Consider the following 24,672-nt stretch of genomic DNA (forward strand, 5'->3'; position numbering starts at 1 on the left):
GGCCTGCACAGCAGGCCCAATGCTTCAAGATGCAAAGGGCTGCTGCGCAGCCATCGGGGATAAATCCCCTCACCACGAAAACCCTTCAGAAAGGTCGCATCAAACATCGTTCTCGTGAGTCAGTTCCAGAACCCGGTCGACCAGCTTGTTGATCCCCGAAGCCGCCTCACTGATGTTCTGCGCCAGCATGTAGGCCGGGGTGGTCACCAGTTTGCGCGCCTTGTCTTCGATGATCTCGCTCACCGCGCAGTCTTCGTGGGTGGCGCCCATCTTGTTCATCGCGGTGGCGGTATCGGCATCGTTGCCGATGGTGCAGGTTACGCCCGGGCCGTAGATTTTCGCTGCCAGCGCCGGCGAGATGCACATCAGACCCACCGGTTTGCCCGCTTCGGCAAAGGCTTCAGCCAAGGCCAGCACCTCAGGCTGTACCGTGCAGCCGGCACCTTCGACGGCGAAGTTCGAGAGGTTTTTCGCGGCGCCAAAGCCGCCAGGCACGATCAGCGCGTCGAAGTCTTCGACGACGGCCTCACGGATGTCCTTGATGTTGCCGCGGGCAATGCGCGCCGACTCCACCAGGACGTTGCGCGTTTCGGGCATTTCTTCACCGGTCAGGTGATTGATCACATGCAACTGCGCGATGTTCGGCGCGAAGCACTGCACCTGCGCGCCGCGTTGATCCAGGCGCAACAGGGTGATGACGCTCTCGTGGATCTCGGCGCCGTCGTACACGCCGCTGCCGGACAGGATCACTGCAACTTTTTTGCTCATGGGTTTCTCTCCAGATTCATGGCGCTAAATGTCCACTAAATTGTCGTACGTTGCCATAGGGGAAAAGGGCGGCTAGACCTAGGATCTGTCCATAGAATCCGACCGGGGCGCGCCATGGACTTCATTCTGTATGCAGTGCCATTTTTCTTCGTGCTGATTGCCGCCGAACTGCTTGCCGATCGCTGGCGCGGGACCCGACACTATCGCCTCGCCGACTCGGTCAACAGCCTCAGCGCCGGGGTGTTGTCGACCACCACCGGCCTGCTGACCAAAGGCCTGGGGCTGGTGACCTATGCGTTTGCCCTGGAACACCTGGCGCTGCTCAGGTTGCCGGCCGACAGTCTCTGGGTCTGGGTGCTGGCCTTTGTCTTCTATGACTTCTGCTATTACTGGCTGCATCGTCTGGGCCACGAGCGCAACATTCTTTGGGCCGCGCATTCGGTGCATCACCAGAGCGAGGAATACAACCTCTCCACGGCGTTGCGCCAGACCAGTACCGGATTTGTGCTGGGCTGGATCTTCTACCTGCCGATGGCCGTGTTTGGCGTGCCGCTGCTGGTGTTCGTCAGTGTCGCGGCGATGAATCTGCTGTATCAGTTCTGGGTTCACACCCGGCACATTCCCAAGCTCGGCTGGTTCGAGTGGTTCTTCGTCACGCCATCCAATCATCGGGCCCACCATGCACAGAACGCTCTCTACATGGATCGCAACTACGGCGGGGTGTTCATTCTTTGGGATCGGTTGTTCGGTACGTTTCAGGAAGAGGACGACAACGAGCCGGTGATTTTCGGTGTGACCACGCCGCTGGCGAGCTGGAATCCGCTGTGGGCCAATGTGCAGTTCTATGTGCAGTTGTGGGGCGACGCACGCCGTGCCGAGAGCAAGTGGGACAAGCTGCGGATCTGGTTCATGCGCACCGGCTGGCGTCCGGCGGACGTGGCGGCGAAGTACCCGCTGACCAAACCCGACTTGAGCCGCTTCCGCAAGTACGAGGTGCCGCTCGACAGCCGTCGCCAGTGGTATGTGGCGCTACAGTTCTGCGTCTATATCGCGCTGGGCAGTGACCTGATGGGGCAGGCGCAACATCTGTCGATCACAGCGCTGTTGCTGGGGTGGGGCGCAGTGGCGTGGGGTTTGTTCGCGCTGGGGGTGATGCTGGAGAATCGCCCGTGGGCACTGAAGGTCGAGCTGCTGCGGCTGGGGTCGAATGTGCCCCTGGTATGGCTGGCGCCGCTGCTCGGGCTATGGCCAGCCAGCCCGTTGGCCTGGGCTGGTCTGCTCGGTTACAGCCTGCTCAGTGGCATCGGGCTGTATGGCTGTCGCCAGCGTGTTACTCGGCTGGCGTCTTAGGCTCGGCGGGTTTGGTGTGTTCTGCCTGAAGCAGGCGCGCGGCTTTTGCGGCTTGTTCATCGGCGTAAACCTGCTTGGCCAGGCGCGCATTCTTGAAGCGGCGACGCAGCCACAGGCCGACACCCAGTACCAACAGGGCGCCGAGCACCCACAGTTCGTACTTCTTGATGCTGCCGAGCATGCCTTCGAGCACCGCGCCGAAGTGGTAGGCGGCGGCCGCCAGAGCGGTGGCCCAGATCGCTGCGCCGATGCCGTTGAGCAGCAGGTAGCGTCCCGGCGGATAACCCGACAGGCCGATCGCCACCGGCATCACCGTGCGCAGGCCGTAAACGAAGCGGAAGCTCAGGACCCAGATGTCCGGATGCTTGCGGATGTGTTCCAGCGCGCGGTCGCCCATCATCTGCCAGCGCGGTTTGCGCGCGAGCAATTTGCGCCCGTGCTTGCGCCCCAGGAAGTACCACAGCTGATCGCCGGCATAGCTGCCGAAGAACGCCACGACCACCACCAGGTTGATGTCCATGTATCCACGGAACGCGAGGAAGCCCGCGAGCACCAGGATGGTTTCGCCTTCGAAGAACGTGCCGAGAAACAGGGCAAAGTAGCCGAAGTCATGCAGAAATTGTTGGAGCATTGTCTGGGTGCTGGCGAAATGAACGCGCAGCCTAACCCTTCGGACACATTCAGGAAAGTGTCGAAATGTGTCTCGACGTGAACAATTCCTACGCTAACAATGGAATGCGGCTACATGTCACGGGGTACGCACAACTGTAATCTGTTCGTCATAATGGCCGTCTATAACTGTCACGCTCGCCCGTTTGCGCGGGCTCAGGAGTCTGCCGTGAGCTTTACCCCTGCCAACCGTTTGTTCCCCGCTACCCGTTTGCGCCGCAACCGTCGCGATGATTTTTCGCGTCGGCTGGTACGGGAAAACGTGCTGACGGTCGATGACCTGATCCTGCCGGTGTTCGTGCTTGACGGTGAGAACCGTCGCGAAGCCGTGGCCTCGATGCCCGGCGTCGAGCGCCTGACCATCGATCTGCTGCTTGAAGAAGCGGCGAAATGGGTCGAACTGGGCATTCCGGCGCTGGCGCTGTTCCCGGTTACGCCTGTCGAATTGAAATCCCTCGACGCCGCCGAAGCCTGGAACCCGCAGGGCATTGCCCAGCGCGCCACTCGTGCGTTGCGTGAGCGGTTTCCCGAGCTGGGAGTGATCACTGACGTCGCCCTCGATCCGTTCACCACCCATGGGCAGGACGGCATTCTCGACGAAGAAGGCTACGTGCAGAACGACATCACCGTCGACGCGCTGGTCAAGCAGGCGCTGTCCCACGCCGAAGCCGGCGCTCAGGTCGTGGCACCGTCGGACATGATGGACGGTCGGATTCAGGCGATCCGCGAAGCGCTGGAGATCGCCGGCCACGTCAATGTGCGGATCATGGCCTACTCGGCCAAGTACGCCAGCGCCTATTACGGGCCGTTCCGCGATGCCGTGGGTTCGGCAGCGAATCTGGGCAAGGCCAACAAAGCCTCGTATCAGATGGACCCGGCCAACAGCGATGAAGCGTTGCACGAAGTCGGCGCGGACTTGTCTGAAGGCGCGGACATGGTCATGGTCAAACCCGGCATGCCGTACCTGGACATTCTTTTCCGGGTAAAAGATGCCTTCAAAGTGCCGACCTTCGTCTATCAGGTTAGCGGCGAATACGCCATGCACATGGCGGCGATCCAGAATGGCTGGTTGAGCGAGGCGGTGATTCTCGAGTCACTGACCGCCTTTAAACGTGCCGGCGCTGATGGCATCCTGACTTACTTTGCTGTCCGCGCCGCTCAATTGTTACGAGAGCAGAAATAGCCCTCCCAGGAACATTCGATGAATACCGAAGGACTCACTGAAGTTGCAGTAAAAGAAGCTCAACCGGTGGTGGAGCAAATCACCGAAACCCCGCCGGAACTCGAACCTGCGCCGCCCGCGCCGGTCACCGAAGCCGTTGCGGCGGCGCCAGTGATTGCGATCCCGGGGCTGGATGACAGCAGCCTGTACATCCACCGCGAGCTTTCGCAACTGCAGTTCAACATCCGCGTGCTGGAACAGGCGCTGGATGAGTCCTATCCGTTGCTGGAGCGGCTGAAGTTCCTGCTGATTTTCTCCAGCAACCTCGACGAGTTCTTCGAAATCCGCGTCGCCGGCCTGAAGAAGCAGATCACCTTCGCCCGGGAACAGGCCGGTGCCGATGGTCTGCAACCGCATCAGGCGCTGGCGCGGATCAGCGAGCTGGTGCACGGTCACGTTGATCGCCAGTACGCGATCCTCAACGACATCCTGCTGCCGGAGCTGGAAAAGCATCAGGTGCGCTTCATCCGTCGCCGTCACTGGACGACCAAGATCAAAACCTGGGTGCGCCGCTACTTCCGCGACGAGATCGCGCCGATCATCACCCCGATCGGCCTCGACCCGACGCATCCATTCCCGTTGCTGGTAAACAAGAGCCTGAACTTCATCGTCGAACTGGAAGGCATCGACGCCTTCGGTCGCGATTCCGGTCTGGCGATCATTCCGGCACCGCGCCTGCTGCCTCGGATCATCAAGGTTCCGGAAGAAGTCGGCGGCCCGGGCGACAACTATGTGTTCCTGTCGTCGATGATCCACGCCCACGCCGATGACCTGTTCCAGGGCATGAAGGTCAAGGGCTGCTACCAGTTCCGCCTGACCCGAAACGCTGACCTGGCGCTCGACTCCGAAGATGTCGAAGACCTTGCGCGCGCCCTGCGTGGTGAGCTGTTCTCGCGGCGCTACGGTGATGCGGTGCGTCTGGAAGTCGCCGATACCTGCCCGAAACACCTCTCGGACTACCTGCTCAAACAGTTCAACCTGAGCGAGACCGAGCTGTATCAGGTCAACGGCCCGGTCAACCTGACCCGCCTGTTCAGCATCACCGGTCTGGACAGTCACCCGGAGCTGCAATACACGCCGTTCACCCCGCAGATCCCGAAACTGCTGCAGAACAGCGAGAACATTTTCAGTGTCGTCAGCAAGCAGGACATCCTGTTGCTGCACCCGTTCGAGTCGTTCACCCCGGTGGTCGACCTGCTGCGGCAGGCGGCGAAAGATCCACATGTTCTGGCTGTGCGCCAGACCCTGTACCGCTCCGGCGCCAACTCGGAAATCGTCGATGCGCTGGTGGACGCCGCGCGCAACGGCAAGGAAGTGACGGCGGTCATCGAACTGCGCGCACGCTTCGACGAAGAGTCCAACCTGCAACTGGCCAGCCGTCTGCAAGCGGCCGGTGCGGTGGTGATTTACGGCGTGGTCGGTTTCAAGACTCACGCCAAGATGATGCTGATCCTGCGTCGCGAGGCCGGCGAGATCGTGCGTTACGCGCACCTCGGCACCGGTAACTACCACGCCGGCAACGCCCGTTTGTACACCGACTACAGCCTGCTGACTTCCGACGACGCCTTGTGCGAAGACGTCGGCAAACTGTTCAGTCAGTTGATCGGCATGGGTAAAACCCTGCGTATGAAGAAGCTGTTGCATGCGCCGTTCACCCTGAAAAAGGGCATGCTCGACATGATTGCCCGGGAAACCCAGTTCGCCATCGAAGGCAAACCGGCGCACATCATCGCCAAGTTCAACTCGCTGACTGATCCGAAGATCATCCGCGCGCTGTACAAGGCCAGCCAGTCCGGCGTGCGCATCGATCTGGTGGTGCGCGGGATGTGCTGCCTGCGTCCGGGCATTGCCGGGGTTTCGCACAATATCCATGTGCGCTCGATCATCGGTCGCTTCCTTGAACACACCCGAGTGTTCTACTTCCTCAACGGCGGCGAGGAGCAGATGTTCCTCTCCAGTGCCGACTGGATGGAGCGCAACCTCGACAAGCGCGTCGAGACTTGCTTCCCGGTGGAAGGCAAGAAGCTGCTGACTCGCGTCAAGAAAGAGCTGGAGCTGTACCTGACCGACAACACCCACAGCTGGAGCCTGCAGTCGGATGGCCGTTACATCCGCAACACGCCAACCGGCAACCAGAACCCGCGCAGCGCGCAGGCGACGTTGCTGGAACGCCTGGGCAGCCCGATTTTGCCGGTGAGCAGCTAAGCCTCGGTTTCAGGTGAAATAAAAAGGCGATCCCTCGGGATCGCCTTTTTTGTACGCCAAACACCGACCTGTGTAGGAGCTGCCGAAGGCTGCGATCTTTTGATCTTGCCGTTTAAAGAGCAAAAGATCGCAGCCTGCGGCAGCTCCTACAGGGGTTATCAGTGGACTGTCAGCACGATGCCAACCCGCGTCAGCCATTCGGCCTCCAGGCCAAAGTCAGCCTGAGTCAGCTGATTCTCATCCAGCCAGTGCTCCGGGAATTCCACGTCGAGGGTGTTGCCCTTGGCGTGCAGCACCACTTGCGGCATCGCCTGGGTGCCACGGATGTGGTGGAACAGGATCGCGAAGCGCAGCAGCACGCACAGGCGGATCAGCTTGTCGCCGTCGTCACCGAATTCGGCGAACTTGTCCTTGGGAATGTTGCGGCGGTGGCCGCGCACCAGCAGGGCGAGCATTTGCTGGTCTTCGCGGGAGAACCCGGCAAGGTCCGAGTGTTCGATCAGGTAGGCGCCGTGCTTGTGGTAGTGGTAGTGCGCGATGTCGAGGCCGACTTCGTGGACTTTCGCCGCCCAACCGAGCAGTTCGCGCCAGATGCCGTCGTCCAGCTCCCAGTCTGCAGCGACCTGATCAAAGGCGTGCAGCGCTTTGCGTTCAACTCGCGCGGCTTGTTCCAGGTCGACGTGATAACGCTCCATCAACGAAGTCAGGGTGCGTTCGCGCACGTCTTCGTGGTGATGGCGGCCAAGCAGGTCGTAGAGCACGCCTTCACGCAGTGCGCCTTCGCAGTGATCCATGCGTTGCAGTTCGAGGGCGTCGAAGATCGCTTCGAGAATCGCCAGACCCGCGGGGAAGATCGCCCGGCGGTCAGGTTTGATGCCTTCGAAATCGATCTTGTCGACGTCACCCAGTTTGAACAGACGACGCTTGAGCCAGGCCAGGCCTTCGGCATTCACTTCGCCGGTGCCATGCCCGCCGGCCTTCAGCGCCAGGCCGATGGCGCGGATGGTGCCCGAGGAGCCGATGGCTTCATCCCAGGTCAGGCGGTGCAGGGCGTGCTCGATGCTCATGATCTCCAGCCGCGCCGCCGTGTACGCCTGGGCGTAACGGGCCGGGGTGATCTTGCCGTCCTTGAAATAACGCTGAGTGAAGCTGACGCAGCCCATTTGCAGGCTTTCGCGCAGCAGCGGTTCAAACCGCTGCCCGATGATGAATTCGGTACTGCCGCCGCCGATGTCGGCCACCAGACGCTTGCCCGGGGTGTCGGCGAGGGTGTGTGACACGCCCAGATAAATCAGCCGCGCTTCTTCACGGCCGGAGATGACTTCCACCGGGTGACCGAGGATTTCTTCGGCGCGGTGGATGAATTCCAGACGATTGCGCGCTTCGCGCAGGGCGTTGGTGCCGACGATTCGCACGGCGCCCAGCGGCATGCCGTTGATCAGTTGGGCAAAACGCTTGAGGCAATCGAGCCCGCGCTGCATCGATTCTTCGTTGAGATGGCGCTCATCGTCGATACCGGCGGCAAGCTGCACTTTCTCTCCGAGGCGCTCCAGAATACGGATTTCACCGTTCTGGGCCTTGGCCACGACCATGTGGAAGCTGTTGGAGCCCAGGTCGATTGCGGCGATCAGGGACAGATTCTTGGCTTTGGATTGCGGCATGGTCAGGGGGTCTCGGTCGATAACCCCGCCATCGTGCCACGATCAAACGCTGGCGCCAACGCGCATGGTTCAAACCGTTGATCCTGCGCATAAAAGCTTGAGACCGCGGCGCGGCCATTCGCGAGCTAGCTCGCTCCCACAGGTTTTGCGGCGAACACACCATAGTGGTCCAACAGAGATCCCTGTGGGAGCGAGCCTGCTCGCGAAGGCGTCCGCCCCATCACTACGGCTATTTCAGGCTGTCGCTTCCACCGTGCCAATGAAATTCGCCAGCTCCGCCGTCTGCGGATGGGCAAACAACACCTTCGGATCCCCCACTTCATGCACCTTGCCATGGTGCATGAACACCAGTTTGTCGCCGACTTCCCGGGCGAAACGCATTTCGTGGGTGACCATGATCAGCGTCATGCCTTCTTTCGCCAGCTGGCGCACCACGGCCAGCACTTCATTGACCAGTTCCGGGTCCAGCGCCGAGGTGATCTCGTCGCACAGCAGCACTTTCGGCGACATTGCCAGCGCCCGGGCAATTGCCACGCGCTGTTGCTGCCCGCCAGACAACCGATCCGGGAAGGCGTCGAACTTCTCCCCCAGGCCGACGCGTTCGAGCATCTTGCGCGCCAGTTCGGCCGCCTTGGCCTTCGGTACTTTCTGCACCACTTGCGGCGCGAGCATCACGTTCTCGCCGACGGTCAGGTGCGGGAACAGGTTGAACTGCTGGAACACCATGCCGACTTTCTGCCGCAGGCTGCGCAGGTCGGCGCGGGCGGCGTCGAGGTACTCGCCGTCGACTTCGATTACCCCGTCATTGATCGACTCCAGGCCGTTGAGCGTGCGCAGCAGGGTCGATTTGCCCGAGCCGCTGCGGCCGATGATCGCCACCACCTGGCCTTCCTCGACGCTCAGGTCGATGCCTTTGAGCACGTGGTGATCGCCGTAGTATTTATGCAGGGCGGAAATTCTAAGCAGAGGCATGCAGTCTCCTTTCCAGGTAGCGCGCACTGAGCGACAAGGGGTAGCAGAGCAGGAAGTAGCCGAGGGCGACGAGGCCGTAGACCATGAACGGTTCGAACGTGGCGTTGGCGAGCATGCCGCCGGTCTTGGTCAGCTCGGTGAAACCGATGATCGAGGTCACCGCCGTGCCTTTGACCACTTGCACCGAGAAGCCCACGGTCGGCGCCACCGCGATGCGCAACGCCTGCGGCAGGATCACGTAGCGCAGTTGCTCCAGCGGATTCAGCGCCAGGCTCGATGACGCTTCCCACTGACCGTGAGGGATCGCTTCGACGCAACCGCGCCAGATCTCCGCCAGATAGGCGCTGGTAAACAGCGTCAGGGCAATCGCCGCCGCCATCCACGGCGAGATCTCGATCCCGGCCAGCGCCACGCCGAAGAACACCAGGAACAGCTGCATCAGCAGCGGTGTGCCCTGGAACAGTTCGATCCAGGTGCGGGCAATGTTGCTCGGCAACGGTTTTTTCGAGATGCGCATGACCAGAATCAGCAACCCGACGATCCCGCCACCGATGAACGCCACCAGCGACAGCGCCAGCGTCCACTGCAGGCCGGTGAGCAGGTTGCGCAGGATGTCCCAGAAGGTGAAGTCGCTCATCGGCTGCTCCTCGCGATATAGCGGCGGCCGACCCAGTTCAGCAACTGGCGGATCAGCAGCGCCATGCACAGGTAAATCAGCGTGGTCAGCGCGTAGGTTTCAAAGGCGCGGAAGTTGCGCGACTGAATGAAGTTGGCAGCGAAGCTCAGCTCCTCAGTGGCGATCTGCGAACACACCGCCGAGCCGAGCATGACGATGATGATCTGGCTACTCAGTGCCGGCCAGACCTTGCCCAGCGCCGGCAGCAGGACCACGTGGCGGAACGCTTCGAAACGGCTCATCGCCAGTGCGGCGGCGGCTTCCAGTTGCCCGCGCGGAATCGCCTGGATGCCCGCGCGGATGATCTCGGTCGAGTACGCGCCGAGGTTGATCACCATCGCCAGCACCGCTGCCTGCCACTCGGAAATCTGCACCCCAAGCGACGGCAGGCCGAAAAAGATGAAGAACAACTGCACCAGAAATGGCGTGTTGCGGATCAACTCGACGTAGACGCCGAAGAGTGCCGAGAACGGGCGAATGTTCCACGCCCGCACCAGCGCGCCGACGATGCCGACGCCGACGCCGAGCACTGCGCCAATCGCCGTCAGTTCCAGGGTGAACAGAGCGCCGCGCAGCAGCAGGTCGGTGTTTTGCACCACCGGCATGAAATCGAACTGATAAGCCATCGATTGTCTCCCGCGCGACCGATCAGAGGTCGGCCGGCAGCGGCTCTTTGAGCCAGGTCTGCGAGTTTTTCTCCAGCGCGCCGTCGGCCTTGGCGGTGGCGAGGATCTCGTTGACCTTGCCCAGCAGCGCGGGCTCGTTCTTGTTTACGCCGACGTAGACCGGCGAATCCTTGAGCTTCACTTTCAGCGCCGGAACGCGTTTCGGGTTCTTCTCGCTGATCGCCACCATCACCACGTTGCCGCTGGCGATCAGGTCGACTTGCCCTGCGAGGTAAGCGGCGATGGTCGAGTTGTTGTCCTCGAAGCGCTTGATGGTCACGCCTTCGGGGGCGACCTTGGTCAGCTCGATGTCTTCGATGGCGCCACGGGTGACACTGATGGTCTTGCCCTTGAGGTCGTCGAGCGTGTTGACGGTGGCATCAGGCGGGCCAAACACCGCGAGGTAGAACGGCGCGTAGGCGTGGGAGAAGTCGATGACTTTCTCGCGCTCCGGGTTCTTGCCGAGGCTGGAGATCACCAGATCGACCTTGCCGGTGGTGAGGAACGGGATGCGGTTGGTGCTGTTGACCGGGGTCAGTTCGAGTTTGACCTTAAGTTGATCAGCCAGCAGCTTCGCCGTGTCGATATCCAGGCCACGGGGTTTCATGTCCGGGCCGACCGAGCCGAATGGCGGGAAGTCCTGAGGCACGGCGACTTTCAGTGTGCCGCGTTTGACCACGTCTTCCAGACCGTCGGCGTGGGCGGGCACCTGGCTCAGCATCAGGCTGGCAAACAGGGCGGTGAGGAGGGCGCTGTAACGCAGGCTCATGGCAAATCTCCGGATCGGCGGGAAGTGTTTTCTGCGATCGGACAGAGCATGCGCCGTGCCAACACCGCGCCGGATGCCACGCAGGCCGCGGATTTGGCGTGTTCTTTCGGTCTTACTGGTCTGAACAGTCAGGATGTTTTTCGCACCTCGATAGCGCATCGCGCCAAGGCGTCGAACCCCGCTGGGGCACGACTTGCCGGATCCGGCGAATAGCTTTACAACTAGCCGCACCTTGGCCTGGCTCGTCTGAACAACCATGAACTCGATCTCCCGCGCCGTACCCGAAGTGGCGCTGCAAGCCATACGCAAACTGATCACCGAACAGGGGTTCGGTGCGGGCGATGCGTTGCCGTCGCAACGGGATCTGGCGGTGCAACTGGGGGTCAGCCGGGCATCGTTGCGGGAGGCGCTGTCATCGCTCAGTGCGCTGGGTGTGGTCAGCATCCAGCCGGGCAAAGGCGTGTTCGTGCAGGCACCGGTGGACATTGCGCCGGGTGACCATGCGCCGGGCTGGCCGTTCGCGGCGCAGGCTTCGCCGCTGGACATCTTTCAGTTGCGCTATGCGCTGGAGGGTTTTGCCGCCGGGCTGGCGGCGGTGACCTTGAGCACGATCGATCTGGATGCGCTGGAGGACAACGTCGCGGCAATGCGCGAGCAATTGAAGGCTGGGGACTTCGAGGCTGCGGCGAAACTCGACTTCGAATTCCACCGGCGCATTCTGCTGGCCAGCGGCAATCAGGCGATGCTGAGCATCCTCACTGCGAGCGCCGAGATCTTTCTGGAGAGCCAGAAGCTACCGTTCATCCGCGCCGAACGGGCGATGGAAACCTGGCAGGAGCACCGCAAGATCCTCCGCGCCCTCGCGCGCCGGGCCTCCGCCGCCGCCCAGAAGGCCATGCAAGAGCACGTGCGCAACGCGGCGCTGCGCACCGGGATCGCCTTCATCGCCCCCGCCACCGCGTGACTTGGGCTATACCCAGACTCATGGGGCGCCATAGCAAGACTCAATCAACTGCGGCTTCCTGAACAAGGGAAGGGCGGATATGATGGGCCACGTTTTTTTGCTTACAACCTGGAGAATTCCATGAGCAGCGATCTGATCAAACACGTTAGCGACGCCAGCTTCGAAGCCGACGTACTCAAGGCCGAAGGCGCTGTACTGGTCGACTACTGGGCTGAATGGTGCGGCCCTTGCAAAATGATCGCTCCGGTTCTGGACGAGATTGCCGAGACCTACAAAGGCAAGCTGACCGTTGCCAAACTGAACATCGACGAAAACCAGGAAACCCCGGCCAAGCACGGCGTGCGTGGTATCCCGACGCTGATGCTGTTCAAGAACGGCAACGTTGAAGCGACCAAAGTCGGCGCCCTGTCGAAGTCGCAACTGGCTGCTTTCCTCGACGCCAACATCTAAGCGTCGCTGTAAATCGCCGAAAAAAAGCCTCGCAATTTGCGGGGCTTTTTGCGTATTCAGGGCTAGACGCTCCGAAACTCAGGTGGTACATTCGGCCCCGCACTGGTTTCTCCACTGCCCCCTGCTAGCCGTCGCCGACGCACTCCTTTTCGAACAAGTTCGCGATCCTGTCGCCTTCTCCGCGGCGCGGCCTCATTAAGCCAAAAGCTTAATTTCCCCCCCTCCATAAATGATTACGTCATTCCTATATGAATCTGACTGAACTCAAGCAAAAGCCGATTACCGAACTGCTCGAATTGGCCGAACAGATGGGCATAGAAAATATGGCCCGTTCGCGCAAGCAGGACGTGATTTTCTCCCTGCTGAAAAAGCACGCGAAAAGCGGCGAGGAAATCTCCGGTGATGGCGTGCTGGAGATTCTCCAGGACGGCTTCGGCTTCCTGCGCTCCGCTGACGCTTCCTACCTCGCCGGCCCGGACGATATCTACGTCTCGCCGAGCCAGATCCGTCGTTTCAACTTGCGCACCGGTGACACCATCGTTGGCAAGATCCGTCCGCCGAAGGAAGGCGAGCGTTACTTCGCTCTGCTCAAGGTCGACACGATCAACTTCGATCGTCCCGAGAACGCGAAGAACAAGATTCTCTTCGAGAACCTGACCCCGCTGTTCCCGACCGTGCGCATGAAGATGGAAGCCGGTAACGGTTCCACCGAAGACTTGACCGGTCGTGTGATCGACCTGTGCGCCCCGATCGGCAAAGGCCAGCGTGGTCTGATCGTTGCACCGCCGAAAGCCGGTAAGACGATCATGCTGCAGAACATCGCGGCGAACATCGCGCGTAACAACCCTGAAGTGCACCTGATCGTGCTGTTGATCGACGAACGTCCGGAAGAAGTGACCGAAATGCAGCGCACCGTGCGCGGCGAAGTGGTTGCCTCGACCTTCGACGAGCCGCCGACCCGTCACGTGCAGGTTGCCGAAATGGTGATCGAGAAGGCCAAGCGCCTGGTCGAACACAAGAAGGACGTGGTGATCCTGCTCGACTCCATCACCCGTCTGGCCCGTGCCTACAACACCGTGATCCCGAGCTCCGGCAAGGTGCTGACCGGTGGTGTCGATGCTCACGCCCTGGAGAAACCGAAACGTTTCTTCGGTGCTGCGCGCAACATCGAAGAAGGCGGCTCGCTGACCATTATCGCCACCGCGCTGGTTGAAACCGGCTCGAAGATGGACGAAGTGATCTACGAAGAGTTCAAAGGTACCGGCAACATGGAGCTGCCTCTGGATCGCAAGATCGCCGAGAAGCGTGTGTTCCCGGCCATCAACATCAACCGCTCCGGCACCCGCCGCGAAGAGTTGTTGACTGCCGACGACGAACTGCAGCGCATGTGGATCCTGCGCAAGCTGCTGCACCCGATGGACGAAGTGGCGGCCATCGAGTTCCTGGTCGACAAGCTGAAAACGACCAAGACCAACGACGAGTTCTTCCTGTCGATGAAACGCAAGTAACATCGCCAGTTGAAGCGGAAAAAGGCGCCCTCGCGGGGGCGCCTTTTTTTTGCATGAAATTTGTCTCGGCAATGAGCGATTCCTGATCTGTTAAGGTCTGTGATCGGGCAATACAACCAGCAGCGCTCGCGAGCCTCTCGACTCGGGCTCGCGCTGTATAAAAACCACCACCTGATTGGCATTAAAGATTTTATGAGCACACTCGCTTATCGAAGGGATATCGACGGCCTGCGCGCAGTCGCGGTGATCGCCGTGGTGCTGTTCCACTTTGGCGTTCCGGGGTTTACCGGCGGTTTTGTCGGCGTGGACGTGTTCTTCGTGATCTCCGGTTACCTCATCACCTCGATCATCTGGAACCAGCGTCAGGCCGGGCGTTTCAGTTTCGTCGAGTTCTGGGCGCGGCGTGCGCGGCGCATCCTGCCGGCGCTGTTCGCGATGATCATTGCGGTGCTGGCGGTGGGCTGGTTCCTGCTGGCGCCCAAGGACTACGAAGAACTGGGGCGTTCGGTGCGCTATCAGGTGACGTTCGTCTCGAACATCCTGTTCATGCGCCAGGACGGTTACTTCGACGTCGCCTCTGACCTGAAACCGCTGCTCCATACTTGGTCACTGGCGGTGGAAGAGCAGTTCTACATCTTCTTCCCGCTGCTGCTGACGTTGCTCTCGAGCCGGTTGAAACACTGGCGGCTGGCGCTGTTCGCTGTGCTGCTGGTGTCGTTCGGGCTGAGTGTGTGGGCGATCCAGCATCATCCGGAAAAGGCTTTCTTCCTGTTGCCGATGCGTGCCTGGGAGTTGCTCGCCGGGGCGATGCTGGCGATTGCACCGAAACACGCCTGGCGTTTGAAACCGCTGGCCGCCCAGGCCTTGAGCCTGCTGGGCATGGGGTTGATCCTGCTGGCAGTGTTCGTCTACGACAAGTCGATGCCGTTCCCGGGAGCGACCGCGCTGCTGCCGGTGCTGGGCGTGGTGCTGCTGATTCTGGCCAACGGTCATCGCGAAACACTGGTTGGTCAATTGTTGAGCAGTCGGGTGATGGTCGGCCTCGGCCTGATTTCCTATTCCTGGTACTTGTGGCACTGGCCGGTGTTCGTGTTTTCCAGCTACGCCAGCGTCGATGAGCCGGGCGCGCTCGACACGGCCGGGTTGATCCTGCTGACCCTGGTGCTGGGTTATCTGTCGTGGAAATTCGTCGAAACGCCGTTCCGCGAACGGCGTTTGCTCGCCGGTCGTCGGCAGATTCTGCTGGCCGGTTTCTGCGGCATCCTGGTGCTCGGTCTGGCCGGGCAATCGCTGCGCTGGACCGATGGCCTGCCATGGCGCCTGTCCGAGCAGGCCCTGCAATACGCCAAGGGCCGCGAGTGGCGGCCGGAGCTGATGGCCTGTCTGGCGGATGACAAGACCCCGGACGACAAGCTGTTCTGCCATTACGGCGTGGCGGATCTGCCGACCCACGCGATGGTCTGGGGTGACAGCCATGCCACGGCGCTGATCCCGGTGTTCGATGACGGTGCCAAGGCCCACGGCGTCAGCGTGATCCTGGCCAGCTCCCCCGGCTGTATTCCGGTCGACGGGCTGGAACATGACGGTGTCTGTGCGCGTTTCAACCAGCGTGTCGAGCAGGGGCTGAAGGCGCAATCGGTCAGCGATGTGGTGCTGGTTGCGCGTTGGAGCCTGTACCTGTACGGCGATGCCAAAGGTGATCTGGGCCACGTGCTGAGAACCACCGATGGCCGCTATGATCGTGCCGACGCCGAGCGGCGCCTGGCTGAAGGTCTGCGGGCCCGAGTGGCGCAATTGCGTGCCGGCGGGCATCGCGTGTGGCTGGTGAAAGAGGCGCCGTTGCAGGCGTTCAGTCCGCCCTATCGGCTGACACGTCTGGCGATGCTCGATCGTCCGGTCGATGACGTCGGGCTGGACGTCGAGGCGCACCACCAACGCCAGGTGTTCATCAGTCAGCTGTTTGCGCAACTTGCGCAGGAGGATCCGGCCGTGCGCGTGGTCGATCCGGCGCCACGGCTGTGCGATGACAAAGGCTTGTGCCACGCCGAACTCGGCGGCTATTCGCTGTACACCGATGACAACCACCTGTCCGAAGTCGGTGCGCGGTTTGTGGCGCCGATCCTCGAGCCGCTGTTTATGAGCCTGCAAGCCCGGGAAAACCGTGGGAAAGCGCAGACCAATGCAGCCAAGTAAGCAGCGACAGGCTGCCACAGGGCTGCATAGCAGGTAGGATGTACGCCTATTTTGAGGGTGCCATCGTCAATGAAATTCAAGGATCTTCGGGATTTCGTGCAGCAGCTTGAGCAGCGCGGAGAGTTGAAACGCATCCAGATTCCCGTCTCGCCGGTGCTGGAGATGACCGAGGTGTGCGATCGCACGCTGCGGGCCAAGGGCCCGGCGCTGCTGTTCGAGAAGCCCACCGGTTACGACATTCCGGTGCTCGGCAACCTGTTCGGCACGCCCGAGCGGGTGGCCATGGGCATGGGCGCCGAGTCGGTCAGCGAACTGCGCGAGATCGGCAAGCTGCTGGCCTTCCTCAAGGAGCCGGAGCCGCCGAAGGGCTTGAAGGACGCGTGGTCGAAACTGCCGATCTTCCGCAAGATCATTTCGATGGCACCGAAAGTCGTCAAAGACGCGGTGTGCCAGGAAGTGGTTATCGAAGGTGACGACGTCGACCTGGCGATGCTGCCGGTGCAGACCTGCTGGCCCGGCGACGTCGGCCCGCTGATCACCTGGGGCCTGACCGTCACCAAAGGCCCGAACAAGGAGCGCCAGAACCTCGGTATTTACCGTCAGCAAGTGATCGGCCGCAACAAGGTAATCATGCGCTGGCTCAGCCACCGTGGCGGCGCGCTGGACTTCCGCGAGTGGTGCGAAAAGCATCCGGGCCAGCCGTTCCCGGTGTCGGTCGCGCTGGGCGCCGACCCGGCGACCATCCTCGGCGCCGTGACGCCGGTGCCGGACAGTCTCTCCGAATACGCTTTCGCCGGCCTGTTGCGCGGCAATCGCACCGAGCTGGTCAAGTGCCGTGGCAACGACCTGCAAGTGCCGGCCACTGCCGAGATCATCCTCGAAGGCGTGATCCATCCGGGCGAAATGGCCGACGAAGGCCCGTACGGCGACCATACTGGTTACTACAACGAAGTCGACAGCTTCCCGGTGTTCACCGTCGAGCGCATTACCCACCGGATCAAGCCGATCTATCACAGCACCTACACCGGTCGTCCGCCGGATGAGCCGGCGATCCTTGGCGTTGCGCTGAATGAAGTGTTCGTGCCGATCCTGCAGAAGCAGTTCCCGGAAATCACCGACTTCTACCTGCCGCCGGAAGGCTGCTCGTACCGCATGGCCGTGGTGACGATGAAGAAGTCGTATCCGGGGCATGCCAAGCGCGTGATGCTCGGTGTCTGGTCGTTTTTGCGACAGTTCATGTACACCAAGTTCGTTATCGTCACTGACGACGATATCAATGCCCGCGACTGGAACGACGTGATCTGGGCCATCACCACGCGCATGGACCCCAAGCGCGATACGGTGATGATCGACAACACGCCGATCGACTACCTCGACTTCGCCTCGCCGGTCTCGGGCCTGGGCTCGAAAATGGGCCTGGATGCCACCCACAAGTGGCCGGGCGAAACCACTCGCGAGTGGGGCCGTGTGATCGTCAAGGACGACGCCGTCACCCAGCGGATCGATGCCATCTGGAATCAGTTAGGAATAGATTGATGCGTGTAACCCTGCAGCCCTCCGGAGCGGTGCTTGAGATACGGCCCGGTGAGCGGATTCTCGATGGTGCGCGGCGCCTGGGCTACGACTGCCCGCAAAGCTGCCGCAACGGCAATTGCCACGTGTGTGCGGCGCTGCTGGTGGAAGGCCGGGTCGAACAGGCCGGCAAGGTGCAGGACCACGGCGAGTTCTACACTTGCATAGCCGAGCCGCTGGAAGACTGCGTCCTGCTGTGGGATGGCGTGCTCGCGCTGGGAGAACTGCCGGTGCGCAGCCTGTCGTGTCAGGTCATCGAATGCCGGGACGTCGGCGGCGACACCTGGCGCGTGCGCCTGCGTGCGCCGGCCGGCAAGCCACCGCGTTATCACGCCGGGCAGTACCTGATGATCGAGCGCGAGAACGGTGAAAAGTCAGCGTTCTCCATGGCCTCGGCACCGCACGGCGGACGGGATCTGGAAATTCACGTACTGGCCCGCGAAGCCAGTGCACTGAGCCTGATCGAGCAACTGCAGCGCAACCCGCTGGTGCGCGTCGAACTGCCGTTCGGCGACACGCATCTTGCCGAATTGCCTGACGGGCCGCTGGTGCTGATCGCCGCCGGCACCGGCATGGGCCAGATCCACAGCCTGATCGAACACTGCCGCGCCAACGGCTTCAAACACCCGGTGCATCTGTACTGGGGCGTGCGTCGCCCGGAAGATTTCTACGACATCGAGCATTGGGACGAATGGCTGAAGCTGCCCAATCTGTTCCTGCACAAAGTGGTCAGCGACCAGTGCGGTTGGGAAGGGCGCTGCGGGATGTTGCACCAGGCCGTGTGCGAGGACTTCGCCGATCTGAAGGCCCTGCACGTCTACGCCAGCGGTTCGCCGGCGATGGTCTACGGCACGCTGGATGCGCTGGTGGAAGCGGGGATGGATGCGCACCAGATGCGCGCCGACGTATTTGCCTACGCGCCGCGCTCTTGAGCCCCGTCCCTAGAAACGTACGCCGCTAGTCACCATCGCCGCATTGGCGCCGAGAAACACCAGCTCGGCGGCCAATGGGCCGTAGTGAGTCCCGACGGACGGAATGATCACTGGCGCAACGCCATAGCGGTTCAACGGGATCTTGTCCTTGTTATCACCGCGATAACCCTGCAACAGCCCGCCCGTGACTTTCAAATACACCGGATACTCACTGCTGTCGTAGCGCTTGCCGGCATAGGCGTAGTTCGAGCGCTGGCGGAACGAATTACGGAAAGTTGCCCCGCCAAAGACCCAGCCCGAAGCCTGATTGCGTTCGATGCCGATCAAGTCCTGATGATTATTGTGCTCGGGGTCGGGCGAATAATGTCGGGTGTAGACGCTGGTCTGGGCATACCAGAAGCCCGTGTCCTGCGCATCGTCCGCGGCCAATGCATGGCCGGTCTGAGTCATCAGCAATACGGTCAGAAGTCTTCGGATGTTCATTGTGCAGCCTCGGTTAAACGGGATGGCTTGCGCCAGAGGAAGGCCGTTATACGTAGGCGTTCAGCGACGGAGAAGAAAGAAAGTCCGACATTCTAGTAGGGAGTTTCCCGCGCCTTCATGAACGAAACCTGAACAAGCGAAGGCTTATGCATATTTCATTCGGGTATTTAAGATATTGCTGCAAGGGTATTAGGCTATATAAAACCGGATAACCGGGCAGATGATCCCGCATTATCGTTGTCAGGCGGGTCATACATCCTTTAGCACTTTTCGTTTTACAGTTACTGCTATATGTTCTATCAAGCGAATTGTGCTTACATCTTGTAATACTTGCGGGGCCGAACACTTCCGTCATGACAGCCATTGAATCTGCTTTTGTGAATCTGGCTTACCCTCCGCGGCTCGATCTGGGACCGCAGCTGACCCACGAACAACTTCTCGTCTCGATGCAATCGACCATGGCGCGCCACAAGGGTGGGCCGGTGTGGCTGTTTGCTTACGGCTCGCTGATCTGGCGCCCGGAGTGCACGGCGGTGGAGCGGGTGCGCGGGCGAGTCCACGGTTACCATCGCGGCTTGTACCTGTGGTCGCATGAGCATCGTGGAACGCCGGAAATGCCCGGGCTGGTGTTCGGTCTGGATCGTGGCGGTTCGTGCAGCGGCTTCGCCTATCGGCTGCCGGAAGAGAATCTCGACGCTGCGCTGTACGCGCTGTGGAAACGCGAGATGCCGTTCCCGTCCTATCGCCCGCACTGGCTGAACTGCCGGCTCGAAGATGGCAGTCAGGTTCAGGCGTTGGGGTTTGTTCTGGAGCGACACCTGCCCAGCTATGCCGGCAACTTGCCGGATCATGTGCTGAGTCAGGTGTTCGAAAGCGCTTGCGGGCGCTACGGCACCACTCGCGATTATGTCGAGCAGACCGCCCACGCCCTGCGCAGCCACGCCATGCCGGATCGAAATCTGGAGGCGCGGCTCAAGCGCTGTCAGGCAAAAGCCGATCAGGCGACGGCTTCGCGGCTCTGACTGGCGACTTGCTTGTGCCATAGCGTCGGGGCCAGGAAGGCCATCGACAGCAGGCAAGCGCCCACCAGCAGGACAAAACCACCGTCCCAGCCGAAGTGGTCAACGGTATAACCCATCGCCGCACTCGCCGCGACCGAACCGCCCAGATAGCCGAACAGACCGGTGAAGCCTGCTGCCGTGCCGGCGGCTTTTTTCGGTGCCAGCTCCAGCGCCTGCAGACCGATCAGCATCACCGGGCCGTAGATCAGAAAACCGATCGAGAACAGCGCGATCATGTCCACGGTCGGGTTGCCGGCCGGGTTCAGCCAGTACACCAGCGTCGCCACGGTCACGAGTGCCATGAACACCATGCCGGTCAGGCCACGGTTGCCACGGAAGATCTTGTCCGACATCCAGCCGCACAGCAGCGTGCCCGGAATGCCCGCCCACTCGTAGAAGAAGTAAGCCCACGAAGTCTTGTCGACGTCGAAGTGCTTGGCTTCTTTGAGGTAGGTCGGCGCCCAGTCCAGTACGCCGTAGCGCAGCAGGTAGACGAAGACGTTGGCCATGGCGATGTACCAGAGCATTTTGTTGCGCAGCACGTATTTGACGAAGATTTCCTTGGCGCTGAATTCGTCTTCGTGGCTGGCGTCGTAGCCTTCCGGGTAATCGTTCTTGTACTTCTCGATCGGCGGCAGGCCGACCGATTGCGGGGTGTCGCGCATGGTAATGAAGGCAAACACCGCTACGCCCAGCGCTACCGCTGCCGGGACGTAGAACGCTGCGTGCCAGTCATTGAACAGGCCCATGCCGATCAGGAACAGCGGGCCGATCAGACCGCCGCCGACGTTATGCGCCACGTTCCACACCGAGACCACGCCGCCCCGTTCCTTCTGCGACCACCAGTGCACCATGGTGCGCCCGCTCGGCGGCCAGCCCATGCCCTGGGCCCAGCCGTTGATGAACAGCAGGATGAACATCATGGTCACGCTGGACGTCGCCCACGGCGCGAAACCGAAAATGAACATCACCCCGGCCGACACCAGCAAGCCGAACGGCAGGAAGTAACGCGGATTGGAACGGTCGGAGACCAGCCCCATCAGGAACTTGGACAGACCGTAGGCGATGGCAATGGCCGACATCGCCAGACCCAGATCGCCACGGCTGTAGCCTTCGTCGATCAGGTACGGCATGGCCAGCGAGAAGTTTTTGCGCAGCAGGTAGTAACCCGCGTAGCCAAAGAAGATACCGGCGAAGATCTGCCAGCGCAGGCGTCGGTAAGTGCTGTCTATTTTTTCTTCAGGCAATGGAGCCTGATGTGCGGCAGGACGAAAGAAAGCAAACATTCAAGAGCTCCAGATTTCTTGTTTTGACTGCGGATGCGAATGTTACAGTTTCGTTACCGAAAATAGCACCGGTTCGCATCGGCAAAACAGCGGAAAATGTTGGAAGTCGCATGTTCTTTTACGAACCTGTCGCTCAGCTGTAAAAACACGACGTTTTCACCACTTATCAACAGGGTGTGGCATAGACTCGCGGCCCGTTCAGCCAATTGATCAGCAGAGATAGGAAATGGCCCTGAAGGTTCGCATGTTGGTGCCGAGGTTCTTGGTGGCGGCGGGGCTCGCCGTTGTGCTGCTGACATTGATCGTCACCGATCATCCTTCCCATTCCGGCCTGCGCAACGCCACGGTGCTGATCATCCGGCATGCGGAAAAACCGGATGTCGGATCTGTGCTCAACGCCCGGGGCGAACAGCGTGCAGCCGCCTACGTCGACTATTTCTCTGCGCTGCAACTCGACGGCCAAGCGCTCACCCCGCAGCGTTTGATCGCTGCAGGCGACACCCCGGAGAGTTCGCGCTCGCGCCTGACCCTGACCCCGCTGGCCCAACGCCTGAACCTCGCGATCGAGCAGCCCTACGTCAATGGCGATCTGCATCAATTGGTCAAACTGTTGCGCAAGAGCAATCAGGCGCAAACGGTGCTGATCGCCTGGCACCACGGCCACATCAATAAACTGCTCAAGGCCTTTGGTGGCGATCCCACAGCGCTGATGGGCCAGGAAAGATGGCCGGATGAAGTCTTCGACTGGCTGATCGTTTTGCGCTTCGATGACAAGGGACGGCTGATTCCGTCTCGCAGTCTGAAGGTTCAGGAACATTTGTTGCCGGGCGACGCGGCAGCGACCAGTGGCGGCTAAACATCCGTCAGAAAATGTACCTGAAGCCCGTTGCGCAGGGCGTTCGCCTGTTTTCTTGTCAGGATCGAGAAATGTCCTGCATTCAATAGCGAAGCTGCGCCATTCAGTTAACAGGCAGTGCTCCGTAACCTTTCTGTTGTTGCCGGACAGGCATCTCAATCGGGAAGGGGCGAGATCATGCGGTGGTTCTTTGCTGGGCTTTTATTGACGATCTTCAGTCTTGCGCTGGCAGCGGAAGGGCTACTCATACCGGAAAACAATCCCAAGCCGATCTACCCGAAGCTGTTGCACAGGGCCGGGGTCGAAGGCGAAGTCAGGGTCAGTTTTGTCGTCAAGGCGGATGGTTCGGTCAGCGCGATCAGCATTGTGCAAAGTGATCACCCTGATCTGGCTGAGGCGGTCAAAGATGCAATAACACAGTGGCGCTTCAAGCCCTGGACGGCTGAAGACGGGCGGCCTGCAGAACAGCCCGTGGTGGCACCGATGCTCTTTCGACTGGGCCGGGACGAGCCGATCCATCTCAATCAGTGGCTGAAGTCAGTGAAGTGTCATGTCATCAATGGCAGTTTCAGGAACATGCCTGAGTACGCCTGGGTCGACGCGGACGTGTTTCATTACACCCGCGCTTACCTTTCGAACGCGATCCACAAGAGTCAGTTGGCCGATGATCAACGTCTGGCAATCATCGCCAGGATGAATCGGCGCGTACCGATGATCGTCAGAGGCTGCCGGGAGGCCCCCATGCGGAGATACATGAGTTTTCTGCCGGGAGAGGTTCGTGAGTTGCTTTGATAACCAGCGCCGCAGAGAGTGAAGCTGTGTTGCTGCCTGGCGCGAACCGGGCCGGCTCCAAGGGGCGCCGGCCGGGAAAAACTCAGCGCACCTGCACCACCACCTTGCCCACCGCCTTGCGCTGCCCCAGATCGTTGATCGCCTGCGCCGCGTTGCTCAGCGGGTACACCTGCGACACCAGCGGTTTCAGCTTGCCTTCGGCGAACCAGCCGAACAGTTGCTGGAAGTTTGCTGCGTTGTCCTGTGGCTGGCGCTGGGCGAAGGAGCCCCAGAACACGCCGAGCACGGCTGCACCTTTGAGCAGCGCGAGGTTGACCGGCAGTTCGGGGATGCGTCCGCTGGCGAAGCCGACCACCAGCAGGCGGCCGTTCCAGGCGATGGCGCGGATGGCCTGGTCGAACAGGTCGCCGCCGACCGGGTCGTAGATCACGTCGGCGCCCTGGCCATCGGTGAGGCGTTTGATTTCATCCTTGAGGCTGGTTTCGCTGTAGTTGATCAGTTCATCGGCACCGGCAGCCTTGGCCACGGCAAGTTTTTCCGCGCTGCTGGCGGCGGCGATGACCCGGGCACCCATGGCTTTGCCGATCTCCACTGCCGCCAGGCCGACGCCACCGGAAGCGCCGAGCACCAGCAGGGTCTCGCCCGGTTGCAGGTTGGCCCGTTGCTTGAGGGCGTGCATCGAAGTGCCGTAGGTCATGCTGAACGCGGCGGCGGTGTTGAAATCCATCGACGGCGGGATCGGCAGCACGTTGTAGCCCGGCACCGCGACCTGTTCGGCGAAGCTGCCCCAGCCGGTCAGGGCCATGACCCGGTCGCCCACTTTCAGATGGCTGACCTTTTCACCGACGCCGCTGACCACCCCAGCCGCTTCGCCCCCAGGGGAAAACGGGAAGGGCGGCTTGAACTGGTACTTGCCCTCGATGATCAGCGTGTCCGGGAAGTTGACCCCGGCGGCGTGCACCTCCAGCAGGATTTCGTTCTTCTTCGCGACAGGACTGGCGACGTCTTCCAGCACCAGCGATTCGGCAGGGCCGAAGGCTTTGCACAGCAAGGCTTTCATCAGGGCTATTCCTTTGGGAGTGATGGCCGATAAGTGTAGGTATGTCAGTCAACGGGTCAACGAGCATGCCCGGCCCTGATAGTCAGCCATAAGCTTGTGCTTGCGCGGCGGGTCGTTATGCTAGGCCGCAAACCGGATAAGGAGCGAATTGTGAAAGCGTGGATCATGTTGTTGCTGGCCCTGTCTCTGCCTGTGGCAGCGCTGGCCGAAGAAGCCAAAGAAGGCGAGGCGCCGAAAGTCAACTACATCACCCTGAGCCCGCCGTTCGTGGGCAATTACGGGCTGGACGGCACGCCGAAGCTGAAGGTCTACAAGGCCGACGTGGCGCTGCGTGTGACCGGTGAAGAGGCGACCAAACTGGTCAAGGCCAACGAGCCGCTGATCCGCAATCAACTGGTGGCGCTGTTCACTCAGCAGACCACCGAGGCGATGGGCAGCATCGAAGGCAAGGAAAAGCTGCGTCAGGAAGCCCTGAAGCAGACCCAGCAAGTGATGAATGACGAGACCGGCAAGCCGGTGGTTGAAGATCTGCTGTTCAACAACCTGATCATTCAGTAA

General features: G+C 61.0%; 23 protein-coding genes. 13 read left to right on the forward strand and 10 right to left on the reverse strand.

What is annotated here, in order from left to right:
- Window positions 1-99: 99 nt before the first annotated feature.
- Window positions 100-768, reverse strand: a complete 669-nt coding sequence (elbB, locus tag ACTJKS_RS19665; protein ID WP_108184164.1) for an isoprenoid biosynthesis glyoxalase ElbB — start codon at window positions 766-768, stop codon at window positions 100-102.
- 114 nt (window positions 769-882) lie between these two features.
- On the opposite strand from elbB, the gene ACTJKS_RS19670 reads away from it, so the two are divergent.
- The gene (locus ACTJKS_RS19670) at window positions 883-2,118 is read left to right on the forward strand and encodes a sterol desaturase family protein (RefSeq protein WP_108184163.1); all 1,236 of its coding nucleotides are present in this window, start codon (window positions 883-885) and stop codon (window positions 2,116-2,118) included.
- Here ACTJKS_RS19670 and ACTJKS_RS19675 read toward each other — a convergent pair.
- Window positions 2,099-2,749, reverse strand: a complete 651-nt coding sequence (locus ACTJKS_RS19675) for a DedA family protein (RefSeq protein WP_041072031.1) — start codon at window positions 2,747-2,749, stop codon at window positions 2,099-2,101. The two genes, ACTJKS_RS19670 and ACTJKS_RS19675, sit on opposite strands and share 20 nt — an antisense overlap.
- A 207-nt stretch (window positions 2,750-2,956) precedes the next feature.
- Here ACTJKS_RS19675 and hemB point away from each other — a divergent pair, with 207 nt between their 5' ends.
- A complete protein-coding gene (gene hemB, locus ACTJKS_RS19680; RefSeq protein WP_041072033.1) occupies window positions 2,957-3,970 on the forward strand; it encodes a porphobilinogen synthase in 1,014 nt (337 codons plus the stop codon).
- An 18-nt stretch (window positions 3,971-3,988) separates the two neighbouring features.
- Complete coding sequence (ppk1, locus tag ACTJKS_RS19685) at window positions 3,989-6,214, forward strand: polyphosphate kinase 1 (protein WP_007968444.1); 2,226 nt, start codon at window positions 3,989-3,991, stop codon at window positions 6,212-6,214.
- Window positions 6,215-6,372: 158 nt separating this feature from the next.
- On the opposite strand, the gene ppx is transcribed toward ppk1, so the two are convergent.
- The 5 genes from ppx to ACTJKS_RS19710 form a co-directional block, all read right to left on the reverse strand.
- Window positions 6,373-7,875 carry an exopolyphosphatase gene (ppx, locus tag ACTJKS_RS19690; RefSeq protein WP_041072037.1) on the reverse strand — a complete coding sequence of 501 codons (1,503 nt, stop codon included), beginning with the start codon at window positions 7,873-7,875 and terminating at the stop codon, window positions 6,373-6,375.
- Between the two features lie 234 nt (window positions 7,876-8,109).
- Window positions 8,110-8,847: an amino acid ABC transporter ATP-binding protein gene (locus ACTJKS_RS19695; RefSeq protein ID WP_103520362.1), complete on the reverse strand. Its 738-nt coding sequence runs from the start codon at window positions 8,845-8,847 to the stop codon at window positions 8,110-8,112.
- Window positions 8,834-9,484 (reverse strand): amino acid ABC transporter permease, encoded by a 651-nt coding sequence (locus tag ACTJKS_RS19700; RefSeq protein ID WP_108184162.1) that lies wholly within the window; start codon window positions 9,482-9,484, stop codon window positions 8,834-8,836. Before ACTJKS_RS19700 ends, ACTJKS_RS19695 begins: the two co-directional genes overlap by 14 nt.
- Window positions 9,481-10,149, reverse strand: coding sequence for an amino acid ABC transporter permease (locus tag ACTJKS_RS19705; RefSeq protein WP_041072042.1), 669 nt, complete (start codon window positions 10,147-10,149; stop codon window positions 9,481-9,483). Before ACTJKS_RS19705 ends, ACTJKS_RS19700 begins: the two co-directional genes overlap by 4 nt.
- Before the next feature lie 22 nt (window positions 10,150-10,171).
- Window positions 10,172-10,957 (reverse strand): transporter substrate-binding domain-containing protein, encoded by a 786-nt coding sequence (locus ACTJKS_RS19710; RefSeq protein WP_108184161.1) that lies wholly within the window; start codon window positions 10,955-10,957, stop codon window positions 10,172-10,174.
- Between the two features lie 256 nt (window positions 10,958-11,213).
- On the opposite strand from ACTJKS_RS19710, the gene ACTJKS_RS19715 reads away from it, so the two are divergent.
- From ACTJKS_RS19715 to ACTJKS_RS19740, 6 genes are all read left to right on the forward strand, one after another.
- Window positions 11,214-11,921, forward strand: coding sequence for a FadR/GntR family transcriptional regulator (locus ACTJKS_RS19715; RefSeq protein ID WP_108184160.1), 708 nt, complete (start codon window positions 11,214-11,216; stop codon window positions 11,919-11,921).
- Window positions 11,922-12,041: 120 nt separating this feature from the next.
- Window positions 12,042-12,371: a thioredoxin TrxA gene (gene trxA / locus ACTJKS_RS19720; RefSeq protein ID WP_003206727.1), complete on the forward strand. Its 330-nt coding sequence runs from the start codon at window positions 12,042-12,044 to the stop codon at window positions 12,369-12,371.
- A gap of 248 nt (window positions 12,372-12,619) precedes the next feature.
- Window positions 12,620-13,879: a transcription termination factor Rho gene (gene rho, locus ACTJKS_RS19725; RefSeq protein ID WP_003229334.1), complete on the forward strand. Its 1,260-nt coding sequence runs from the start codon at window positions 12,620-12,622 to the stop codon at window positions 13,877-13,879.
- A 192-nt stretch (window positions 13,880-14,071) separates the two neighbouring features.
- Window positions 14,072-16,072 carry an acyltransferase family protein gene (locus tag ACTJKS_RS19730; RefSeq protein WP_142579866.1) on the forward strand — a complete coding sequence of 667 codons (2,001 nt, stop codon included), beginning with the start codon at window positions 14,072-14,074 and terminating at the stop codon, window positions 16,070-16,072.
- Between the two features lie 69 nt (window positions 16,073-16,141).
- Entirely contained in the window at window positions 16,142-17,608 is a 1,467-nt protein-coding gene (ubiD, locus tag ACTJKS_RS19735; protein WP_007968427.1) for a 4-hydroxy-3-polyprenylbenzoate decarboxylase, read from the forward strand.
- Window positions 17,608-18,576, forward strand: coding sequence for a CDP-6-deoxy-delta-3,4-glucoseen reductase (locus ACTJKS_RS19740; RefSeq protein ID WP_041072054.1), 969 nt, complete (start codon window positions 17,608-17,610; stop codon window positions 18,574-18,576). The genes ubiD and ACTJKS_RS19740 overlap by 1 nt, the downstream gene beginning before the upstream one ends.
- 9 nt (window positions 18,577-18,585) lie before the next feature.
- On the opposite strand, the gene ACTJKS_RS19745 is transcribed toward ACTJKS_RS19740, so the two are convergent.
- Window positions 18,586-19,059, reverse strand: a complete 474-nt coding sequence (locus ACTJKS_RS19745; RefSeq protein WP_108184158.1) for a sn-glycerol-3-phosphate transporter — start codon at window positions 19,057-19,059, stop codon at window positions 18,586-18,588.
- Between the two features lie 353 nt (window positions 19,060-19,412).
- Between ACTJKS_RS19745 and ACTJKS_RS19750 the strand changes: the two genes are divergently transcribed.
- Window positions 19,413-20,081, forward strand: a complete 669-nt coding sequence (locus ACTJKS_RS19750) for a gamma-glutamylcyclotransferase (protein ID WP_041072057.1) — start codon at window positions 19,413-19,415, stop codon at window positions 20,079-20,081.
- On the opposite strand, the gene glpT is transcribed toward ACTJKS_RS19750, so the two are convergent.
- Window positions 20,057-21,406 carry a glycerol-3-phosphate transporter gene (gene glpT / locus ACTJKS_RS19755; RefSeq protein WP_003229323.1) on the reverse strand — a complete coding sequence of 450 codons (1,350 nt, stop codon included), beginning with the start codon at window positions 21,404-21,406 and terminating at the stop codon, window positions 20,057-20,059. The two genes, ACTJKS_RS19750 and glpT, sit on opposite strands and share 25 nt — an antisense overlap.
- A gap of 226 nt (window positions 21,407-21,632) precedes the next feature.
- Here glpT and ACTJKS_RS19760 point away from each other — a divergent pair, with 226 nt between their 5' ends.
- A complete protein-coding gene (locus tag ACTJKS_RS19760) occupies window positions 21,633-22,262 on the forward strand; it encodes a flagellar basal body-associated protein FliL (RefSeq protein ID WP_108184157.1) in 630 nt (209 codons plus the stop codon).
- 177 nt (window positions 22,263-22,439) lie between these two features.
- Window positions 22,440-23,054 (forward strand): energy transducer TonB, encoded by a 615-nt coding sequence (locus ACTJKS_RS19765; RefSeq protein ID WP_086792365.1) that lies wholly within the window; start codon window positions 22,440-22,442, stop codon window positions 23,052-23,054.
- Between the two features lie 82 nt (window positions 23,055-23,136).
- Here the strand turns inward: ACTJKS_RS19765 and ACTJKS_RS19770 are convergent, their stop codons facing one another.
- On the reverse strand, window positions 23,137-24,114 hold the full coding sequence (locus ACTJKS_RS19770; protein ID WP_108184156.1) for an NADPH:quinone oxidoreductase family protein: 978 nt from the start codon (window positions 24,112-24,114) through the stop codon (window positions 23,137-23,139).
- Window positions 24,115-24,264: 150 nt separating this feature from the next.
- Here ACTJKS_RS19770 and ACTJKS_RS19775 point away from each other — a divergent pair, with 150 nt between their 5' ends.
- Window positions 24,265-24,672: a flagellar basal body-associated protein FliL gene (locus ACTJKS_RS19775; RefSeq protein WP_027610485.1), complete on the forward strand. Its 408-nt coding sequence runs from the start codon at window positions 24,265-24,267 to the stop codon at window positions 24,670-24,672.

The sequence above is a fragment of the Pseudomonas sp. 22189 genome, from assembly GCF_052045635.1.
GTDB lineage: Bacteria > Pseudomonadota > Gammaproteobacteria > Pseudomonadales > Pseudomonadaceae > Aquipseudomonas > Aquipseudomonas parakoreensis.

Coding starts and splice junctions, on each gene's coding strand:
- elbB (WP_108184164.1), bottom strand. CDS start 768: ATGAGCAAAAAAGTTGCAGTGATCCTGTCCGGCAGCGGCGTGTACGAC.
- ACTJKS_RS19670 (WP_108184163.1), top strand. CDS start 883: ATGGACTTCATTCTGTATGCAGTGCCATTTTTCTTCGTGCTGATTGCC.
- ACTJKS_RS19675 (WP_041072031.1), bottom strand. CDS start 2,749: ATGCTCCAACAATTTCTGCATGACTTCGGCTACTTTGCCCTGTTTCTC.
- ppk1 (WP_007968444.1), top strand. CDS start 3,989: ATGAATACCGAAGGACTCACTGAAGTTGCAGTAAAAGAAGCTCAACCG.
- ppx (WP_041072037.1), bottom strand. CDS start 7,875: ATGCCGCAATCCAAAGCCAAGAATCTGTCCCTGATCGCCGCAATCGAC.
- ACTJKS_RS19695 (WP_103520362.1), bottom strand. CDS start 8,847: ATGCCTCTGCTTAGAATTTCCGCCCTGCATAAATACTACGGCGATCAC.
- ACTJKS_RS19700 (WP_108184162.1), bottom strand. CDS start 9,484: ATGAGCGACTTCACCTTCTGGGACATCCTGCGCAACCTGCTCACCGGC.
- ACTJKS_RS19705 (WP_041072042.1), bottom strand. CDS start 10,149: ATGGCTTATCAGTTCGATTTCATGCCGGTGGTGCAAAACACCGACCTG.
- ACTJKS_RS19710 (WP_108184161.1), bottom strand. CDS start 10,957: ATGAGCCTGCGTTACAGCGCCCTCCTCACCGCCCTGTTTGCCAGCCTG.
- ACTJKS_RS19715 (WP_108184160.1), top strand. CDS start 11,214: ATGAACTCGATCTCCCGCGCCGTACCCGAAGTGGCGCTGCAAGCCATA.
- trxA (WP_003206727.1), top strand. CDS start 12,042: ATGAGCAGCGATCTGATCAAACACGTTAGCGACGCCAGCTTCGAAGCC.
- rho (WP_003229334.1), top strand. CDS start 12,620: ATGAATCTGACTGAACTCAAGCAAAAGCCGATTACCGAACTGCTCGAA.
- ACTJKS_RS19730 (WP_142579866.1), top strand. CDS start 14,072: ATGAGCACACTCGCTTATCGAAGGGATATCGACGGCCTGCGCGCAGTC.
- ubiD (WP_007968427.1), top strand. CDS start 16,142: ATGAAATTCAAGGATCTTCGGGATTTCGTGCAGCAGCTTGAGCAGCGC.
- ACTJKS_RS19740 (WP_041072054.1), top strand. CDS start 17,608: ATGCGTGTAACCCTGCAGCCCTCCGGAGCGGTGCTTGAGATACGGCCC.
- ACTJKS_RS19745 (WP_108184158.1), bottom strand. CDS start 19,059: ATGAACATCCGAAGACTTCTGACCGTATTGCTGATGACTCAGACCGGC.
- ACTJKS_RS19750 (WP_041072057.1), top strand. CDS start 19,413: ATGACAGCCATTGAATCTGCTTTTGTGAATCTGGCTTACCCTCCGCGG.
- glpT (WP_003229323.1), bottom strand. CDS start 21,406: ATGTTTGCTTTCTTTCGTCCTGCCGCACATCAGGCTCCATTGCCTGAA.
- ACTJKS_RS19760 (WP_108184157.1), top strand. CDS start 21,633: ATGGCCCTGAAGGTTCGCATGTTGGTGCCGAGGTTCTTGGTGGCGGCG.
- ACTJKS_RS19765 (WP_086792365.1), top strand. CDS start 22,440: ATGCGGTGGTTCTTTGCTGGGCTTTTATTGACGATCTTCAGTCTTGCG.
- ACTJKS_RS19770 (WP_108184156.1), bottom strand. CDS start 24,114: ATGAAAGCCTTGCTGTGCAAAGCCTTCGGCCCTGCCGAATCGCTGGTG.